Below are 16,933 nucleotides of genomic sequence, written 5' to 3' on the forward strand. Positions count from 1 at the left end.
ACACCTCGCTAATGGCAGATATATAGCACGTATATGCCAATTGGCAAGGCGAGGCGCCGTTGCTGGTGAAGACCGCACTGATGGCGGATTAGACGGTCCGAACAATATAAGTACAGTCGAATCTCCCGGTGGTTGGATTCCCAACTAAGGCCGGGCGGTGCCCCTAAACGGTCCTTGGCGCGGTTCCGCGACCCGTGACAAACCGCAAGATCGGTCGAGCGCGTCATGTCCGCGTACGCTTTAGCTGGTGCTGCCACGGAGGACGGAAGATGAAGGCGGCGCTTCAAAACTACCATGCCCGGATGCAGAGAGTGTTGGATCATATCGACCAGCATTTGAACGGCAATCTGGACCTGGACGCTTTGAGCGGCATCGCGGCATTCTCCAAATACCATTTCCACCGGCAGTTCACGGCAACCTTCGGGCTGTCCGTGCATCGTTATGTCCAGCTTGCCCGCATGAAGCGCGCTTCATACCGGCTGGCCTTCAGGGATGCCGAAAGCGTCACGGATATAGCAATGGATGCCGGTTACGATGCACCGGACGCCTTCGCCCGCGCCTTTCGGCAACGGTTCGGGCAGTCTCCTTCATCGTTCCGGAAGTCGCCCGACTGGGCACCGTGGCTTGCGGCCTTCGGGCCTATGGACAATGCGAGGAGCAAGCTCATGCACATTACCTATGACCACGACGACGTGACGATCCGCGATGTGCCCCCGACGCCGGTAGCGATCATGGAACATCGAGGCGACCGGGCCACACTCGGCGACACCATCCAGCGGTTCATCGCCTGGCGCAAGGCCGCCGGCCTGTCACCGGAGACGAGCCCGACCTTCAACGTTTTCCGTTCCGAGAGGATTCCCGCCAACCCAGCCGATTACAGCATGGACCTGTGTGTCGGGACTGGCCTGCCGATCGACGCCGATGACGAGCAGATGAAGGCTGGTGTGATCCCCGGCGGACGTTGCGCCGTTTTGCGCGTCGTCCACAATACCAACAATCTGGAGCCGGCCGCGCTCTACCTTTATCGCGACTGGCTTCCCGCCAGCGGCCAGGAAGCGCGTGACTTCCCGATCTATTGCCAACGGCACTTTTCGATGTTCCCGAATGTGCCGGTGCCTGATGTGGTCTGCGAATTGTTTCTGCCGCTGAAATAGCGCTCTATGGCGGGGACTGTCCCTTCTGACCGGGCCGGCGTTGCGCTGGCCCGAAGTCCTGCACTACTCCGCCGCCTCATAGCCCGCGATGCCCTTGATCTCGAGGAAGTCCTCGAGCCCGTATTCGGCGTATTCGCGGCCGTTGCCCGACTGCTTGTAGCCGCCGAAGGGCAGGCCGGCGTCCCATTGGGGATAGTTGATGTAGACATTGCCCGAGCGCATGCGCGCCGCGACCTCGCGCGCTTTCTGCAGGTCCTTGGCCTGGATATAGGAGGCAAGGCCGTAGACGGTGTCGTTGGCCTGCTCGACAGCCTGCTCGACCGTGTCGTAGGGCAGGATCGCCAGCACGGGCCCGAAAACCTCCTCGCGCGCGATGCGCATGTCGTGGGTGACGTCGGCGAACACGGTCGGCCTGACATAGTAGCCGCGATTGAGTTCGGCCGGGCGGCCAGGGCCGCCGGCGACCAGCGTGGCACCCTCGTCGATGCCGCTCTGGATCAGGTCCTGGATCTTGTCGTACTGGACCTGGCTGACGACGGGGCCGAGCTTGGTGTTGGCGCTGTCGGCCGGACCGACCGTGAATTTTTCCGCCGCCGTCCTGGCATGTCCCGCGGCCTCGTCGTGGCGGTCGCGCGGCACGAACATGCGCGTCGGCGCGTTGCAGGACTGGCCGCTGTTGCTGAAGCAGCCGGCGACGCCCTTGCTGACGGCGGTGGCGAGGTCGACATCCGGGAACAGAATGTTTGCCGACTTGCCGCCAAGCTCCTGATGCACGCGCTTGACGGTGTCGGCGGCCGCCTTGGCCACCAATATGCCTGCCCGGGTCGAACCGGTGAACGACATCATGTCGATGTCGGGATGGCTGGACAGCGCCTGGCCGACGCCAGGGCCGTCGCCGTTGACCAGGTTGAACACGCCCTTCGGCACGCCGGCCTCGTCGATGATCTCGGCGAAGATGATGGCGTCGAGCGGCGCGATCTCCGACGGCTTCAGGACCATGGTGCAGCCGGCGGCGAGTGCCGGACCGACCTTGCAGGTGATCTGGTTCAGCGGCCAGTTCCACGGCGTGATCAGGCCGACGACGCCGATCGGCTCCTTGACCACGAGATGGTTGCCCTTGACATGGCGAAACTGGAAATTCTTCAGCGTCTCGGCCATCTTGGCCAGATGCGCCAAGCCTATGCCGACCTGGCTGTCGAGCGCCATCTGGCGCGGCGCGCCCATCTCGCGCGACACGGCGATCGCCAGGTCCTTGCTGCGCTTCTTGTAGACCTCGATGACGCGGTTGAGTATGTCGAGGCGCTCCTCGACCGCGGTGAAGCCATATGTGTTGAAGGCCCGCTTGGCGGCGGCCACCGCCTTGTCGACATCGGCCCTGGAGCCGAGCGAAATCCGCGCGAAAGCGTCCTCGTTCGATGGATCGATGACGTCGAGCGTGCTGGGCACGACAGGATCGACCCACGCGCCATCGATGTAGAACTGCAGATCGTGTGACATGGTCTCTCCTTGGGGTGCCGCATGGCTGGTCAGGCCGTGATATCTGGCTAGAAATAACGATGCACAAACGGCGCTGTCAAACGCAACCCCCGAAGTGGTTGAGCCAGCGCGCCAGTGGTTGAGGCAGCGCGCCACTCGTTGAGCAAAAGGACTGGACCAGCGATGAGCGGACTATAGCAGCGTATGCCCGGCTTCGCCCAGCAAGCCTCTTGCCGCGGGCTCGTCTGACGCTTTCACCAGCAGGTGGTCGCCATCGAAGGTCGATACCAGGAAGATGCCCAGCCCGTTTTCCGACAGCGGCCTGATGACGGACAGCACGATGCCGGTTTCGTCGAACGCAAACGGCCCCTGCAATTTGAAGGCGACCCAATCGCGGTCATGCTTGACGGCATCCGGCACGCGGTCCTGAAGGCAGGTGATCGAGAGTTCGTCGTCGGTCCTGGTGATGCTAACGAAACCTGGTCCGTCCGCCCAGCCGGGGATGCCGTCAGCGGCTTGGAGCCGCGAAATCGCATAGAGCCCGGACAGTTGCTTCAGCGTTATCCTGGCAGCCATCGTCGCGCTCCGATCGTCATGCCAACCTCTTGCTCATATAGACCGTCACGCCATTCATGAACGGCTCTTCCCGGTCGATTGTATAGCCGTGCCGCTTGTAGAGCGACACGTTGGCTTCGAAGGCGCCATTGGTCAACAGGCGAAGCTCCGGGCGGCCTGCCTCGCGCGCTTTGGTTTCCGCACGCTCCAGCACCAGCCGGCCGATGCCCCTGCCCTGCGCCTCCGGCGCGACGCAGACATTCTCGATCCACAGGTGATCGTCGGCCAGCGTGGTCTCGATCATGCCGACAAGGCGGCCGTCCTCGACAGCGAGTTCGAATGGATGCTCGGCGACGGCCTTGTCGTAATCGGCACGCATCGGCAGCGGCTCGCGCCCGATCACCGGCACCCATTTGGCATAGGCGGCACGCACGATGTTGCGGATGGTGGCGGCATCGGCGGTTTCGGCCGGCCGAAACCGGATGGTGGACTTGATGGCCATGACAGTGCTCCAGGCATGGAAAAACCCCGCCGGCTGTTGTCGCGGGCGGGGCTGAAAACGAACGAACCGGATTTATCTTGCCGGCCTTTGTCGTCGCGCAATCAGCGTGCCGCTTCGTGCTGGGCGGGAGCGGCGTCGCTTGGTGACGAGGGGCGCGGGAACGAACATGGCGGCAAGCTGGAGCAGCAACGGTCCCGCGTCAAGACACCGAAGGCATCGGTCGCCGGGCTGCCGGACCTGATTCAGCGACCCTCAGCGATCGATCCTCGCCGCCTGTTGCGGGGAGTATCGTTCTCCCTGAACGGCAATCGCCGAGACCGCGTTCTCGATATTGCGAAGATCCTCAGCGGTCAGTGCAACGGCAAGAGATCCGATGTTTTCCTCAAGGCGGTTTAGCTTGGTCGTGCCTGGGATCGGAACGATCCAGGGCTTCCGCGCCAGCAGCCAGGCAAGAGCGACCTGTGCAGATGTCGCGTTCTTGTCGGCCGCGATCGCGACGATGGCGTCGACCAGTGCCTGGTTTGCCTGGCGGGCTTCCTCCGTGAACCGCGGAACGCTGTTACGGAAATCGTTGGCATCGAACGTCGTCCTGGCGTTGATCGCGCCGGTAAGGAAACCTTTGCCCAGCGGGCTGAAAGGCACGAAGCCGATTCCCAGTTCCTCGAGGACCGGCAGGATCGCCTCCTCCGGTTCACGCCACCAGAGCGAATATTCGCTTTGAAGCGCGGCGACCGGCTGCACCGCATGAGCGCGGCGGATGGTGCGCGCGCCCGCTTCGGAGAGGCCGAAATGCTTCACCTTGCCTTGGCTGATCAAGTCCTTCACCACGCCAGCCACCTCTTCGATCGGCACGACCGGATCGACCCGATGCTGGTAGAGAAGATCGATGTAGTCCGTCCTCAGCCGTTTGAGAGAGGCCTCGACGACGTCGCGAATATGCTGCGGCCGGCTGTCCATGCCCTGGTGCCCGGCCGCACCGGCGATGTCGATGCCGAATTTGGTGGCGATCACCACCTGGTCGCGGATTGGCCGCAACGCCTCGCCGACGACCTCTTCGTTCCTGAACGGTCCGTAGACCTCCGCCGTGTCGAAGAAGGTGACACCGCGCTCGAATGCCGCCCGGATCAGACGGACTGCATCCGGTGTCGCCATCGGCTGCCCATATGACTGGCTCATGCCCATGCAGCCCAGCCCGATGGCCGAGACTTCGAGGCCGCTGTTTCCAAGTGTGCGCTTTTGCATCGTCAGTGTCCCTTCTTCTCGGCGTCGGCCTGTTCGAAGACCTTGCGGGCGATGCCGATCGCAGTGCTTGCCGGCGGCCATCCAGCATGGAACGCAAGATGCGTGATGGCCTCGATGAGCTCATCCGGGGTGACGCCATTCTCGAGCGTCCGCTTCATGTGGAACGGCGTCTCGTTGATCCGGTATCCCGAGACCAGGCTGGCGACGGTGACGAGGCCGCGGTCGCGCGGCGAGAGGCCGAAGCGTTTCCAGACGTCGCCGAAAAGCACCTCGTCGGTATAGGTGCCGAGTGCTGGAGCGATGTCGGAGAAAGGGCTTTTGGGAAGCGCTGGGGCATGGGTCATCAGGGTCTCCTTCTTTGTCATCGGTGAGGACGGGGCCTGGTCGGTCAAATCCCGTATTGTTCGTCGGTGACATGCTCCATCCAGTCGACGACCTTGCCGTCGAGTGCTTCGGCAATGGCGATATGGCTCATCGCCGTTGTCGGCGACGCCCCATGCCAATGCTTTTCTCCGGGCGCGAACCAGATGATGTCGCCGGGACGGATCTGTTGGATCGGCCCGCCTTCGCATTGCACCAGACCGGCGCCAGACAGAACGATAAGCGTCTGGCCGAGCGGGTGCGTGTGCCAGGCCGTGCGCGAGCCGGGCTCGAAGGTCACGGTGGCCCCGCCGACGCGGGCCGGGTCGCTGCCCTTGAAGGGTGCATCGATGCGCACCGCGCCGGTGAAATATTCGGCGGGCCCCTTCGCCGAGTGCTGCGAGCCGCTTCGTGTGATCTCCACGTTTCCGTCCTTTCGTGATGCCGGGACATGGCCGCTAGGCCAGGAGCGCCGGCGTGTTCGGCCGATGGCGATCTATTTAGGGGCTGCGATAGTCAGGAGTAGCTGCTATATCCGGCATGTACTTATGAGATAAATTCATCAATGCCACGCGACAATCTGAATGAGTTGACCGCCTTCCTCGCGGTCGCGCGCGAGAAGAGCTTCACCAGGGCGGCGGCCAAGCTTGGCGTATCCCAATCGGCGCTCAGCCATGCCTTACGGAGCTTGGAAGAGCGGCTGGGCGTGCGGCTATTGACCCGCACGACGCGCAGTGTCTCGCCGACCGAAGCCGGCGAACGCCTGGCCCGCACCGTCGGACCGAGGCTTGATGAGATCGAGAGTGAGCTCGCCGCCTTGAGCGCATTGCGAGAAAAGCCCGCCGGAACCATCCGCATCACCGCCGGCGAACATTCGGCCGACACGGTCCTGTGGCCGGCCATCGCCCGGCTGTTGCCGCAATATCCCGACATCCGGGTCGAGATCGTCGTCGACTACGGCCTGACCGACATCGTGGCCGGGCGTTACGACGCCGGCGTACGGCTGGGCGAACAGGTGGCGCGCGACATGATCACGGTGCGGATCGGTCCCGACATGCGCATGGCGGTGGTCGGCTCGCCGGCCTACTTCGCCAGACGGCCGAAGCCGCGCACGCCGCAGGACCTGACCGATCACAATTGCATCAATCTGCGCCTGCCGACCCATGGCGGGCTCTACGCCTGGGAATTCGAGAAGGCCGGACGCGAACTGAAGGTGCGCGTCGACGGCCAGTTGATCTTCAACACGGCGGGGCTGCGCATGAATGCCGTGTTGGCCGGCGTCGGCCTCGCCTATCTTCCGGAGGACCAAGTGACGGCGCATCTCGCCGATGGCCGATTGTTGCGGCTAATGGCCGACTGGTGCCCGCCGTTTCCCGGCTACCACCTCTACTATCCCAGCCGCCGCCAGGCGACGCCCGCCTTTACGCTTCTGCTCGATGCGCTGCGCTATCGCGGCTAGCCCACAGGTCCAGCGGAACCGTTTCAACCCGACGACGTTCACGGTGGTTAAATGGAACCTTGCGCATGACGGACCTGTCGAACAGCTCGACGCTCGATCTATCCCATCAAATCCTCGATAATCTGCCCGTCGCCATCTACACGACCGATAGCGATGGCAGGATCACCTATTTCAACCGGGCCGCGGCTGATTTTGCCGGGCGCGAGCCCGAGCTCGGAAAAGACCAGTGGTGCGTGACGCACAAGCTGTTCACGACCGACGGGCAGGTGTTGCCGCACGACCAATGCCCGATGGCCGTTGCGTTGCGGGAGAACCGGCCGATCAGAAACCAGTCGGCCATCTCGCAGCGTCCCGACGGCACGCGCGTGCCCTTCCTTCCCTATCCCACCCCGCTCCATGACGATCAGGGCAAGCTGGTCGGCGCCGTCAACATGCTGTTCGACCTCACCGACCGGCATCTTGCCGACGAGGCCAGGCATCATCTGTCGGCCATCGTGGAATCCTCCTTCGATGCAATCGTCAGCAAGGATTTGAACGGCGTCATCAAGAGCTGGAACTCAGGCGCCCAACGCCTGTTCGGCTACACCACCGACGAAGCGGTCGGCAGATCCGTGACGATGCTGATACCCGATGACCATCTGGACGAGGAGCCGCGCATACTGGAGCGCATCCGCAAAGGCGAGCGGGTCGAGACCTACGAGACCATCCGCCGTCGCAAGGACGGCAGCCTCGTGCCCGTATCCCTGACGATCTCGCCCGTACGCAATGCTGTCGGCCAGATCATCGGCGCCTCCAAGATCGCCCGCGACATCTCGACAGCCAAGGAGAGCGAATATCGCATCCGCATGCTGATGCGCGAGGTCAACCATCGGGTCAAGAACCAGTATTCCGTCATCATCTCTATGATCCGCGAGACCAGCAAGAGGTCCTCGACACCGGCGGAGTTCGAACGCCAGGTGCGCGAGCGCATCATGGCACTGTCGCTCTCGCACGACCTGCTGGTGTCCGGCGACTGGCGAGGCGCGACGATTTTCGAGCTGCTCCTTGCACAAGCCAAACCGTTCGGCAACGAGGAACGGATTTCCATGGCTGGCCCTTCCCTGACGCTGAGCCCCAATGCCGTTCAGTATCTCGGCATCGCGTTTCATGAACTGGCGACCAATTCCGCCAAATATGGCGTACTTTCGGCCGCCGAGGGAACGATATCGGTGCAATGGAAGGTGAGCAAGGCAGGCGACCTGAAACGGTTCCAGCTGATCTGGAAAGAGCGCGATGGTCCTCAGGTGCAGAACATCGGCCATGGCGGTTTCGGCACCGTTGTGCTCCAGCGCGTCGCTCCAGCAGCGGTAAGCGGCACCGGCGTTCTCGAATATGACAGCCACGGCGTCACCTGGATCCTTGAAGCACCCTTGTCGCAGCTCGAAGCCTCGGTGGACAGCGAGCACGTCGACCCACGAGCGATCGACGAGGTGATCGGCGGACCGGAATTCGAAGTCCTTCCCTGATGCCGCCGCACTCGCATTCCGGCATCGCCGCTCTATGTCTTCCCCGAACAAGCATTTGTCGCCGTCCGGAACAGTCGTGGAAGACATGCGGTTGGCCAAAGCACGGAGAGCCTGCGATGACCGATGAAGATCTTGCCAAGAACTATCGTGGCTACATCGCCTGCCTCAACGCCCAGGACTGGCGGAGCCTGGACCGCTTCGTACACCAGGAGGTGCACTACAATGGCGACCGGGTCGGCCTGGCGGGTTACCGAGACATGCTGGAGGGGGATTTTCGCGAAATTCCCGATCTCTATTTCGACATCCAGCTGCTGATCGCCGATGCGCCGTTCATAGCCAGCCGCCTTCAATTCAACTGCACGCCGAAGGAAACTTTCCTCGGCCTGCCCGTCAACGGCAGGAAAGTGTCCTTCAGTGAGAACGTCTTCTACGAGTTTCTCGACGACAGGATCAGGCACGTCTGGTCGGTGATCGACAAGGCGGCGATCGAAGCGCAGCTGTAGGCCGGCCCCTTTTGTCAGCTTTTCGAAGCGTGCCTAAGACCGTTCGTAAAAATCGATCGTTCTAACGAAAATAATTCGTTGGAAAGATTAGTCTTGGAATGACATTTCTCCGTGGTACTCGCACGGAGAATTGCATTGTCTTCCCAGACCTACATCGCGAACGGTATTCCGAAAGGCCCGATTTCCGCGAATCTGGCCCAGCGCCGCAAGCGCCTCGATTCCCTGGGGAACGGCGTCATTCCCGGCATCGTGCTGGTGGCGATGATCACGGCCGTTGCCTTCTCGGCCCGCAATGTGTCCGGTTTCGCCTTGTTCAGCCCGATGATCCTGGCCGTCGTCGCCGGCATGATCTATTCCAACGTGCTCGGCACACCGGTGCACGCCAAGGCCGGCATAGGCTTTTCGCAAAAGCGCCTGCTGCGCTTCGCCATCGTGCTGCTCGGTTTCCAGCTGACGCTTGGCCAGGTGGTCTCGATCGGCGCCGGCGGCGTCGGCATCGTCGCGCTGACCCTTGGCGCCACCTTCGTCTTCACCATCACGCTCGGCAGGCTGATCGGCGTCGACGCCAAGCTGACGCAGTTGATCGCCGCCGGCACCTCGATCTGCGGTGCCTCGGCGATCGTCGCCACCAACATCGTCACCAATGCGCGCGACGAGGACGTCACCTATGCCGTCGCCTCGATCACCTTGTTCGGCACCGTCGCCATGCTCGGCTTCCCGGTGCTGGCGCCACTGCTCGGCCTCGACCAGCACGCCTTCGGACTGTGGGCCGGCGCCTCCATCCATGAGGTGGCGCAGGTCATCGGCGCCGGTTTCCAGAACGGCCCCCAGTCAGGCGAGATCGCCACCGTCGCCAAGCTGACCCGTGTCGCCATGCTGGCGCCGATGGTCGTCGCGCTCGGCCTGATGGCACGCCGCGGGAGCAGCGACCAGGCAGCTGCACGCCCGCCCATGCCATGGTTCGTCGCCGCCTTTGTCGCCGTCGTGGCGTTGAACAGCCTGGTCATGATACCAGCCGAAGTGAAGCAGGCGGTGGTGCTGGCCACCACCATCATGCTCACCATGGGGCTGGCCGCCATGGGACTGCAGGCAGACATTTCGCAACTGCGCTTGCGCGGCCTGCGCCCGCTGGCGCTCGCCTTCTGCGCCTTCCTGTTCATCGGCGGCTTCAGCCTGATGCTGGTGAAGGTCTCGGGCTAACTAGTCCTGGAACGAGCTCGCCGCGACATAGATCGCCGCCAGCGCCTCGATGCCGGCCTGGTCGGCACTGTCGAAGCGGCCGGGCAGCGGGCTGTCGAGATCGAGCACGCCGAAAACGCCCTCCTCGTCCTCGAGCAGCACGACCAGCTCGGAGCGCGAGGCGGCGTCGCAGGCGATGTGGCCGGGGAAATCATGCACGTCCTTGATCAGCATCGAGGTGCCGAGCTCGACCGCCGTGCCGCATACGCCCTGGCCGACGGCGATGCGCACGCAGGCCGGCTTGCCCTGGAAGGGGCCCAGCACCAACTCCTCGTCCGATGCCAGGAAATAGAAGCCGGCCCAGTTGAGGTCGGGCACCATCTGGAAGATAAGCGCCGCGGTGTTGGCGGCGTTGGCGATCGAATCGTGCTCGCCCTCGAGCAGCGCCTTCAATTGCTTGGCAAGGCCGCGGTAGAACGCGGCCTTGTCTGAGATATCAATGGCCTGGGCCGCGAACATGACTTGTCTCCAAATTGGGAATCGCGGTTCCGTCGATGAGTTAGCTCCACACCAACGGCCCACCGAAACAGTCTACAGTGAATCCCAACCACAGCGAAGGCCACAAGATCAGGATAGCCGCCGGATGCTTGCACGCAAGGCAGCGATCCATTGCGCCAACCTCGCGAGACCTGGCTGCCCTTCCAGCTGCCGCCCTAGTAACCGCCCATGCCGCCACCACCACCCGCCGGCGCCGCGTCCTTCGGCGGGATGTCGGTGATCATCGCTTCGGCGGTGATCAGCAAGGCCGCGATCGAGCCGGCATCCTGCAATGCGGTGCGCACCACCTTCGCCGGGTCGACGATGCCGGCCTTGATCATGTCGACATAGGTCTCGTTCTGAGCGTCGAAGCCCTGATTGTGGTCCTTGCTGTCGGCGAGCTTGCCGACGACCACTGAGCCCTCCACGCCGGAATTCTCGGCGATCTGGCGGATCGGCGCCTCAAGCGCGCGAAGCACGATGGAGATGCCGGCGGTGACATCCGCATTGGCGCCGTTCAGGCCCGATAGCGCCGACCGGGCACGAAGCAGGGCCACTCCGCCGCCTGGCACGATGCCTTCCTCGACCGCAGCGCGCGTCGCGTTCAGCGCGTCGTCGATGCGGTCCTTCTTTTCCTTCACTTCCGACTCGGTGACGCCGCCGACGCGGATGACGGCAACGCCGCCCGACAGCTTGGCCAGCCGCTCCTGCAGCTTTTCCTTGTCGTAGTCCGAGGTGGTCTCCTCGATCTGGCCCTTGATCTGGGCGACGCGCGCCTGGATCGTCGCCTTGGTGCCGGCGCCGTCGATGATCGTGGTGGTGTCCTTCTCGATCAGCACGCGCTTGGCGCGGCCGAGCATCTCGATGGTGACGTTTTCGAGCTTGATGCCGAGATCCTCGGAAATCATCTGGCCCGATGTGAGCACCGCGATGTCTTCCAGCATCGCCTTGCGGCGATCGCCGAAGCCCGGCGCCTTGACGGCCGCGACCTTGAGGCCGCCGCGCAGCTTGTTCACGACCAGCGTGGCCAGCGCCTCGCCTTCGACGTCCTCTGAAATGATCAGCAGCGGCCTGCCGCCCTGCACCACCGCTTCGAGGATCGGCAGCATCGCCTGGAGATTGCCGAGTTTTTTCTCGTGGATGAGGATATAGGGATCCTCGAGCTCGGCGCGCATCTTGTCTGCATTGGTGACGAAGTAGGGCGAGAGATAGCCGCGGTCGAACTGCATGCCTTCGACGACGTCGAGTTCGGTCTCGGCGGTCTTGGCTTCCTCAACCGTGATGACGCCGTCATTGCCGACCTTGTTCATTGCCTTGGCGATCATTTCGCCGACGCTGGCGTCGCCATTCGCGGCGATGGTGCCGACCTGCGCGATCTCGGCCGACGACTTGACCTTCTTGGCCTTCGCCTTGATTTCCCCGACGACGGCGGCAACGGCCTGGTCGATGCCGCGCTTCAGGTCCATCGGGTTCATGCCGGCGGCGACCAGCTTGGCGCCTTCGCGCAGGATCGAAGCGGCCAGCACCGTGGCTGTCGTGGTGCCGTCACCGGCAAGGTCGTTGGTCTTCGAGGCCACTTCGCGCACCATCTGCGCGCCCATGTTTTCGAACTTGTCGGCAAGCTCGATTTCCTTGGCGACGGTGACGCCATCCTTGGTGATGCGCGGAGCGCCGTAAGCCTTGTCGATGATGACGTTGCGGCCCTTGGGACCCAGCGTCACCTTCACCGCATTGGTGAGGATTTCGACGCCGCGCAGCATGCGGTCACGCGCATCGGTGGAGAATTTGATTTCCTTGGCAGACATGATTTTTTATCCAATCGAGTTTGAGGGGGGCCAGCCGCCGCGCCGAACGCGCGGCGCTCCAGTCAGGCGGCCTTCTTGGCTTCGACAGCCCTTTCGATGACGCCCATAATGTCGGCTTCCTTCATGATCAGCAGGTCTTCGCCGTCGATCTTGACCTCGGTGCCCGACCATTTGCCGAATAAGATCAAATCGCCGGCCTTGACGTCGAGCGGAACGAGCGCGCCGTTTTCGTCGCGTGCCCCTGGGCCGACGGCAATGACTTCGCCTTCCGCAGGCTTTTCCTTGGCATTGTCGGGAATGATGATGCCGCCCTTGGATTTGGTGTCGCCTTCGGCGCGCCGGACGACGACGCGGTCGTGGAGTGGACGGAACTTCATGGGAACTTCTTTCTGCGGCCGGCATAGGCGGCCGCGCCCTCTCTATAGGCGGTTTGGCACTCGATAGATAGGAGTGCCAAAATTTATCGGGGGACGGAATTAAATGTTGGAAGTATTAGTTTCGCACCCGGTTTCCTGATATCCGAAGTCAGCCAAATATTTTCGAAAATTGAATTTTTCCGGTCGAGCGCCTATTTATCGGACAAGTTCGCTTTCACGATTTCATGCGCAAGGAGATTTCTTCAATGGCCGACGGCAATCAGACGATCATGCAAAAAGCTGAAGCCCGCTTTGTCGACAAGCAGAAGAAAACCGCGGAACGCAACAAGGCAACCGCCGAATACATGTCCGAGGCGAGGGCCAGGGAGATCAAGACGGCGAGGCTAAGGGAATTGCGGTTGGCCAAGGAAGAAGCCGATCGCGTGACGGAAGCACTGAACCCGACGCCGAAAAAGAAGCGGGTGGTGAAGAAGGCTGCGGCAACGGGGGTCAAGACATGAGCCTGACATTCCCCAACCGCAGCCGCAGCTATGACGTGGCCGGCAAACGCATTCGCTTCGTTGGCCATGACGGCATGCTCCAGATTTCCTTCTCCGTGGCCGCCGACGCAATGGCCAGGATGCAGCCGGACACCGCCGCCGACGAGGCCGGCTATCTTGCCGCCTTCGACCGGTCGAGTTCCACTATCCACGACGTCGCCGCCAAGGCCTACGGCCGCACCCGCAAGAGCCTGTATGTGCTGACATCGGATGATTTCGGCTGAGACGCAGCCGCAAATCCAGATAAAGCGCGAAGCGATCTTCCGTCCATGAATGCGTCAAGGCGATGAGACGGGGCAGGACTTACACTCAGCCCTCTCCCGGCACTTGACGTCTCGGACACTCATCTGATCGACACCATATCGGCATTTTTCGGGTTCATGCCGACCATCACCCTTTGCCTGAGTACTGCAGGCTGACCGGTCAAGACATCGATGATGGCCCAGCCTTGGGGCAAGTCCATGCGCGGTGCATGATTGGCCATGCGGTGTGGCTCAGCCTCGCAACACGAAGAAGACCATGCCCAGGACCGCTACCGTCCAGGCGACAACCGAAAGCTTCAGCGCCATGCCGCCATGCGCGGTCAGCATCTCCCGCAGGCGTGCCGCGCTACGCGCCGACACGGCCGGTGCGGCCACCAGGGCGGCGGGTGCCTTGGCGCCAAGTTTTCCAAAGACGGGCAGCGGCGACGGTTCACGCACGAAGTTGACCTCGAATGTCGGGAGTTGGCTCGGCGAACTTGCCCAGCCCCTCCATAGCACCCTTTAGCGAACTCGCTGCATGCCAAATCGGCGCCCGTTGCGGTTCGGCCCGGGAGATACCGGAGTTTCAACTGGCGCACGGCCACTTGTGAACCGGCTCCGATGGCCGCGGCTCGCTCACAAATCCGATCTCGCCAGCAGTAGTAACTTTTCTCTTGAACCGGCCATTGATGTGGCCTAGCCTCGAGTTGAGAAAAGGTTTTTCCAGACATTCCCGATCGGGTTCGGCCGTTGGCCGGCTCTATTCCAGGCGGTAAGAGAAAACCTTTTCCCAACCAAGGATTTTTGCCGCGATGGCATCGGACGATCAGCCAGTTTCGGTCTTTCCCAAACCCGTCACTTTGCGTGACGTGGCCGCGCAGGCCGGCGTCAGCGTTGCCACCGCATCCAAGGCGCTCAACGATCAGGGGCGCATGACCGCCGAGACCCGCGAACGCATTCGAGAGACGGCGCGCGGCCTGGGCTTCCGGCCCAACAGCCTGGCGCAGAGCCTGCTGAGGCGCCGCTCCTTCACTGTCGGCCTGCTCACCAACGACACCTATGGCCGTTTCTCGCTGCCGCTGATGTCGGGCATTTCGGATGCGCTGGTCGATGCCGGTGTCTCGGTATTCCTGTGCAATGTCGAGGAGGATCCCCGCCTCGGCCAGCTCCATGTCGAGGCCATGCTCGACAAGCGCGTCGACGGCATCATCGCCACCGGCAAGCGCATCGACCGTCATCTGCCGATCGATCTCGCCAATTTGCGCATCCCGGTCATCTACGCCTTCACCCAGCCCGATCCCGACGCGGTCGCCTTCGTTTCCGACGATGCCGGCGGGGCGCGGCTGGCCGTCGAGCATTTCTGCCGGCTCGGCCGCAAGCGCATCGCGCATGTCACCGGCCCGGCCAGCTTTGCCGTGGTGCATGAACGGGCGCAGGCCTATCGCGCCGCGCTGATCGAAAACGGCCTGCCGATGAGCGAGCCGTTGCTTGGCGCCTGGTCGGAAGCCTGGGGGCATGAGGCGGTGACAATCCTTTTCGATGACGGGGGAGAAAAGCCGGACGCCGTCTTCTGCGGCAACGACCAGATCGCGCGGGGCGTCATCGATGCTCTGCGCGAGCGTGGCTTGAGCGTTCCCGGCGATGTCGGCGTCATCGGCTTCGACAATTGGGAGATCGTGGCCGAGGCGACCCGCCCGCCGCTGACCTCGGTCGACATGAACCTGACAGCACTCGGCCGCGAGGCCGGGCTGACCCTGCTTTCCCTGGTCGGCGGCAAGTCCGCCGCGCCGGGCATCAGAAAACTGCCGTGCCGGCTGGTGGTGCGGCAGTCCTGCGGCCGCCTGCCCGATGGCTGACAAAGGCGGCTGAAAAACGAAGCGCCGCAATCGGCGGCAAGCCGCGCAACGCGGCCAAATGAGGAGGAGGAGAACATGAGGACTTTGATTGCCAAACTGACCCTGACCAGACTGACGCTGACCAGACTGGCCCTGACCAAATTGACGTTGACGGCTGCCGTTCTGGGTTGCGGCCTGCAATTTGCCGCCGCCGAAACCGCCAACATCTGGGTACGTGCTGACGGCTCGAACTTCATGCCGAGGATCGTCGACGCCTTCAACAAGGCGAACAAGGACCAGGTCAAGCTCGACATCATCCCCAATGCCGAGATCATCCCGAAATATGGCGCGGCCGCAGCCGGCGGCACGGCGCCCGACGCGCTGTCGCTCGACCTGATCTACACGCCCTCCTTCGCCGCCGCCGGCCAGTTGGAGGACATCACCGACTGGGCAAAGTCGCTCCCCTATTTCGCCAGCCTGTCGCCCGCTCATGTGAAGACCGGCACCTACAAGGACCGCATTTACGGCCTGCCCTTCTCGGCCGACGCCTCGGTGCTGATCTGGAACAAGAAGCTGTTCAAGCAGGCAGGCCTCGACCCTGAAAAAGGCCCGGCCAACTGGGCCGAGATCGAAGCCGACGCCGAGAAGGTCAACGCGCTTGGCGGCAACATCAAGGGCTTCTACTTCTCCGGCAATTGCGGCGGCTGCAACATCTTCACATTCACGCCGCTGATCTGGGCCTCGGGCGGCGATATCCTGTCGGAGGACGGCTCAAAGGCGACGCTGGACAGCCCGCAACTGCGCGGCGCCATCGATCTCTACCGCTCGATGGTCAAGAAGGATTTGGTTCCGGCGGGCGCGCAGACCGACACCGGCGCCAATTTCTTCGCCGCCTTCGCCGCCGGCAATATCGGCATCTCGCCCTCCGGCGCCTTCGCCATCGGCGCGCTCAATACGCAATATCCTGATGTCGATTACGGCGTCACCTTTCTGCCAGGCAAGGATGGCAACTGGTCGTCCTTTGCCGGCGGCGACAATTTCGTTGTCACCAAGGGCACCAAGAAGCTCGCCGTGGTGAAGGAGTTCCTGGACTTCGCCTATTCGCTCGAAGGCCAGACGATTCTCGCCAAATACGGCAGCCTGCCGGTGCGCGGCGACATCGCCAAGGACGCGCTGAAGGAGCTCGACCCGCGCTACCAGATTGCCGCCGAGGCGATGGCCAAGGGCAAGACGCCGTATTCGGTGGTGTTCAACGACCTGATCAACTCCGCCAACGGCCCGTGGACGCAGATGATCAACGAGGTGTTCTTCGGCGACGACGTCGATGGCGCGATAGCAAACGCCCAAGAGACCATGCAGTCGATCATCGATCAGGCGCCGCGGAAGTAGGCTGGCCGCCTGCCGGCCGCCCGCCTGTCTCCCTGGGCGGGCGGCCGGAAATTCGCATCACTAACGTCAGGGCCATCGCTTTGAGACAAGACCTCCTCATCCGGCCGCTACGCGGCCACCTTCTCCCCGCTGTTGAGAAGAGGCTGCCGCTATGGCTAGCTATCTCCTCTCCCCTCGGGGAGAGGTCGGATTGCCCCGAATTGCCCTTTGCAATTCGGTTGGCAATTCCAGTGAGGGGGTACTTGGCCAATGCCCTAACAGCATCGGGCGGCCA

Annotated in this window: 19 protein-coding genes; 9 read left to right on the forward strand and 10 right to left on the reverse strand. The window is 62.9% G+C overall.

Annotation, left to right across the window (positions count from 1 at the left end; all coding sequences use genetic code 11):
* Nucleotides 1–269: 269 nt before the first annotated feature.
* On the forward strand, nucleotides 270–1,154 hold the full coding sequence (locus tag AC3CB8_RS25610) for an AraC family transcriptional regulator (RefSeq protein WP_352563542.1): 885 nt from the start codon (nucleotides 270–272) through the stop codon (nucleotides 1,152–1,154).
* Between the two features lie 63 nt (nucleotides 1,155–1,217).
* On the opposite strand, the gene AC3CB8_RS25615 is transcribed toward AC3CB8_RS25610, so the two are convergent.
* The 6 genes from AC3CB8_RS25615 to AC3CB8_RS25640 all read right to left on the reverse strand — a co-directional run bounded on the left by AC3CB8_RS25615 (nucleotide 1,218) and on the right by AC3CB8_RS25640 (nucleotide 5,713).
* On the reverse strand, nucleotides 1,218–2,651 hold the full coding sequence (locus tag AC3CB8_RS25615) for an aldehyde dehydrogenase family protein (RefSeq protein WP_352563541.1): 1,434 nt from the start codon (nucleotides 2,649–2,651) through the stop codon (nucleotides 1,218–1,220).
* Between the two features lie 171 nt (nucleotides 2,652–2,822).
* Nucleotides 2,823–3,206 (reverse strand): ACT domain-containing protein, encoded by a 384-nt coding sequence (locus AC3CB8_RS25620; protein ID WP_023775372.1) that lies wholly within the window; start codon nucleotides 3,204–3,206, stop codon nucleotides 2,823–2,825.
* Between the two features lie 16 nt (nucleotides 3,207–3,222).
* A complete protein-coding gene (locus tag AC3CB8_RS25625; RefSeq protein ID WP_352563540.1) occupies nucleotides 3,223–3,687 on the reverse strand; it encodes a GNAT family N-acetyltransferase in 465 nt (154 codons plus the stop codon).
* A gap of 252 nt (nucleotides 3,688–3,939) precedes the next feature.
* On the reverse strand, nucleotides 3,940–4,929 hold the full coding sequence (locus AC3CB8_RS25630) for an aldo/keto reductase (protein WP_352563539.1): 990 nt from the start codon (nucleotides 4,927–4,929) through the stop codon (nucleotides 3,940–3,942).
* Nucleotides 4,930–4,931: 2 nt separating this feature from the next.
* Nucleotides 4,932–5,273, reverse strand: coding sequence for a carboxymuconolactone decarboxylase family protein (locus AC3CB8_RS25635; protein WP_352563538.1), 342 nt, complete (start codon nucleotides 5,271–5,273; stop codon nucleotides 4,932–4,934).
* Nucleotides 5,274–5,317: 44 nt separating this feature from the next.
* The gene (locus AC3CB8_RS25640) at nucleotides 5,318–5,713 is read right to left on the reverse strand and encodes a (R)-mandelonitrile lyase (RefSeq protein WP_023775368.1); all 396 of its coding nucleotides are present in this window, start codon (nucleotides 5,711–5,713) and stop codon (nucleotides 5,318–5,320) included.
* Between the two features lie 141 nt (nucleotides 5,714–5,854).
* Between AC3CB8_RS25640 and AC3CB8_RS25645 the strand changes: the two genes are divergently transcribed.
* The 4 genes from AC3CB8_RS25645 to AC3CB8_RS25660 all read left to right on the forward strand — a co-directional run bounded on the left by AC3CB8_RS25645 (nucleotide 5,855) and on the right by AC3CB8_RS25660 (nucleotide 9,956).
* Nucleotides 5,855–6,748, forward strand: a complete 894-nt coding sequence (locus tag AC3CB8_RS25645) for a LysR family transcriptional regulator (RefSeq protein WP_352595346.1) — start codon at nucleotides 5,855–5,857, stop codon at nucleotides 6,746–6,748.
* Nucleotides 6,749–6,813: 65 nt separating this feature from the next.
* Nucleotides 6,814–8,253 carry a PAS domain S-box protein gene (locus AC3CB8_RS25650; RefSeq protein ID WP_352549482.1) on the forward strand — a complete coding sequence of 480 codons (1,440 nt, stop codon included), beginning with the start codon at nucleotides 6,814–6,816 and terminating at the stop codon, nucleotides 8,251–8,253.
* A gap of 116 nt (nucleotides 8,254–8,369) precedes the next feature.
* Entirely contained in the window at nucleotides 8,370–8,756 is a 387-nt protein-coding gene (locus AC3CB8_RS25655; RefSeq protein WP_352549484.1) for an ester cyclase, read from the forward strand.
* Nucleotides 8,757–8,891: 135 nt separating this feature from the next.
* Nucleotides 8,892–9,956: a YeiH family protein gene (locus AC3CB8_RS25660; RefSeq protein WP_352563537.1), complete on the forward strand. Its 1,065-nt coding sequence runs from the start codon at nucleotides 8,892–8,894 to the stop codon at nucleotides 9,954–9,956.
* Here AC3CB8_RS25660 and AC3CB8_RS25665 read toward each other — a convergent pair whose 3' ends face one another.
* The 3 genes from AC3CB8_RS25665 to AC3CB8_RS25675 form a co-directional block, all read right to left on the reverse strand.
* Entirely contained in the window at nucleotides 9,957–10,454 is a 498-nt protein-coding gene (locus AC3CB8_RS25665) for a GAF domain-containing protein (RefSeq protein ID WP_352563536.1), read from the reverse strand.
* A gap of 194 nt (nucleotides 10,455–10,648) precedes the next feature.
* Nucleotides 10,649–12,277, reverse strand: a complete 1,629-nt coding sequence (gene groL / locus AC3CB8_RS25670) for a chaperonin GroEL (RefSeq protein WP_023775362.1) — start codon at nucleotides 12,275–12,277, stop codon at nucleotides 10,649–10,651.
* Between the two features lie 62 nt (nucleotides 12,278–12,339).
* Nucleotides 12,340–12,654: a co-chaperone GroES gene (locus AC3CB8_RS25675; RefSeq protein WP_023775361.1), complete on the reverse strand. Its 315-nt coding sequence runs from the start codon at nucleotides 12,652–12,654 to the stop codon at nucleotides 12,340–12,342.
* Between the two features lie 245 nt (nucleotides 12,655–12,899).
* On the opposite strand from AC3CB8_RS25675, the gene AC3CB8_RS25680 reads away from it, so the two are divergent.
* Complete coding sequence (locus AC3CB8_RS25680; RefSeq protein WP_023773627.1) at nucleotides 12,900–13,154, forward strand: hypothetical protein; 255 nt, start codon at nucleotides 12,900–12,902, stop codon at nucleotides 13,152–13,154.
* Nucleotides 13,151–13,417 (forward strand): DUF1488 family protein, encoded by a 267-nt coding sequence (locus tag AC3CB8_RS25685; protein WP_023773626.1) that lies wholly within the window; start codon nucleotides 13,151–13,153, stop codon nucleotides 13,415–13,417. Before AC3CB8_RS25680 ends, AC3CB8_RS25685 begins: the two co-directional genes overlap by 4 nt.
* 270 nt (nucleotides 13,418–13,687) lie before the next feature.
* Here the strand turns inward: AC3CB8_RS25685 and AC3CB8_RS25690 are convergent, their stop codons facing one another.
* Nucleotides 13,688–13,894, reverse strand: coding sequence for a hypothetical protein (locus AC3CB8_RS25690; RefSeq protein WP_023784873.1), 207 nt, complete (start codon nucleotides 13,892–13,894; stop codon nucleotides 13,688–13,690).
* 353 nt (nucleotides 13,895–14,247) lie between these two features.
* On the opposite strand from AC3CB8_RS25690, the gene AC3CB8_RS25695 reads away from it, so the two are divergent.
* Together AC3CB8_RS25695 and AC3CB8_RS25700 are read left to right on the forward strand one after the other, a co-directional pair.
* On the forward strand, nucleotides 14,248–15,291 hold the full coding sequence (locus AC3CB8_RS25695; RefSeq protein ID WP_352563534.1) for a LacI family DNA-binding transcriptional regulator: 1,044 nt from the start codon (nucleotides 14,248–14,250) through the stop codon (nucleotides 15,289–15,291).
* A gap of 75 nt (nucleotides 15,292–15,366) precedes the next feature.
* Complete coding sequence (locus AC3CB8_RS25700) at nucleotides 15,367–16,659, forward strand: ABC transporter substrate-binding protein (RefSeq protein ID WP_023773623.1); 1,293 nt, start codon at nucleotides 15,367–15,369, stop codon at nucleotides 16,657–16,659.
* Nucleotides 16,660–16,933: the final 274 nt, after the last annotated feature.

The sequence above is a fragment of the Mesorhizobium sp. P160927 genome (assembly GCF_057766385.1).

Excerpts from the sequence above, each read along its gene's own strand:
- AC3CB8_RS25610 (WP_352563542.1), top strand. The coding sequence starts at position 270 with ATGAAGGCGGCGCTTCAAAACTACCATGCCCGGATGCAGAGAGTGTTG.
- AC3CB8_RS25615 (WP_352563541.1), bottom strand. The coding sequence starts at position 2,651 with ATGTCACACGATCTGCAGTTCTACATCGATGGCGCGTGGGTCGATCCT.
- AC3CB8_RS25620 (WP_023775372.1), bottom strand. The coding sequence starts at position 3,206 with ATGGCTGCCAGGATAACGCTGAAGCAACTGTCCGGGCTCTATGCGATT.
- AC3CB8_RS25625 (WP_352563540.1), bottom strand. The coding sequence starts at position 3,687 with ATGGCCATCAAGTCCACCATCCGGTTTCGGCCGGCCGAAACCGCCGAT.
- AC3CB8_RS25630 (WP_352563539.1), bottom strand. The coding sequence starts at position 4,929 with ATGCAAAAGCGCACACTTGGAAACAGCGGCCTCGAAGTCTCGGCCATC.
- AC3CB8_RS25635 (WP_352563538.1), bottom strand. The coding sequence starts at position 5,273 with ATGACCCATGCCCCAGCGCTTCCCAAAAGCCCTTTCTCCGACATCGCT.
- AC3CB8_RS25645 (WP_352595346.1), top strand. The coding sequence starts at position 5,855 with ATGCCACGCGACAATCTGAATGAGTTGACCGCCTTCCTCGCGGTCGCG.
- AC3CB8_RS25650 (WP_352549482.1), top strand. The coding sequence starts at position 6,814 with ATGACGGACCTGTCGAACAGCTCGACGCTCGATCTATCCCATCAAATC.
- AC3CB8_RS25655 (WP_352549484.1), top strand. The coding sequence starts at position 8,370 with ATGACCGATGAAGATCTTGCCAAGAACTATCGTGGCTACATCGCCTGC.
- AC3CB8_RS25665 (WP_352563536.1), bottom strand. The coding sequence starts at position 10,454 with ATGTTCGCGGCCCAGGCCATTGATATCTCAGACAAGGCCGCGTTCTAC.
- groL (WP_023775362.1), bottom strand. The coding sequence starts at position 12,277 with ATGTCTGCCAAGGAAATCAAATTCTCCACCGATGCGCGTGACCGCATG.
- AC3CB8_RS25675 (WP_023775361.1), bottom strand. The coding sequence starts at position 12,654 with ATGAAGTTCCGTCCACTCCACGACCGCGTCGTCGTCCGGCGCGCCGAA.
- AC3CB8_RS25680 (WP_023773627.1), top strand. The coding sequence starts at position 12,900 with ATGGCCGACGGCAATCAGACGATCATGCAAAAAGCTGAAGCCCGCTTT.
- AC3CB8_RS25685 (WP_023773626.1), top strand. The coding sequence starts at position 13,151 with ATGAGCCTGACATTCCCCAACCGCAGCCGCAGCTATGACGTGGCCGGC.
- AC3CB8_RS25695 (WP_352563534.1), top strand. The coding sequence starts at position 14,248 with ATGGCATCGGACGATCAGCCAGTTTCGGTCTTTCCCAAACCCGTCACT.
- AC3CB8_RS25700 (WP_023773623.1), top strand. The coding sequence starts at position 15,367 with ATGAGGACTTTGATTGCCAAACTGACCCTGACCAGACTGACGCTGACC.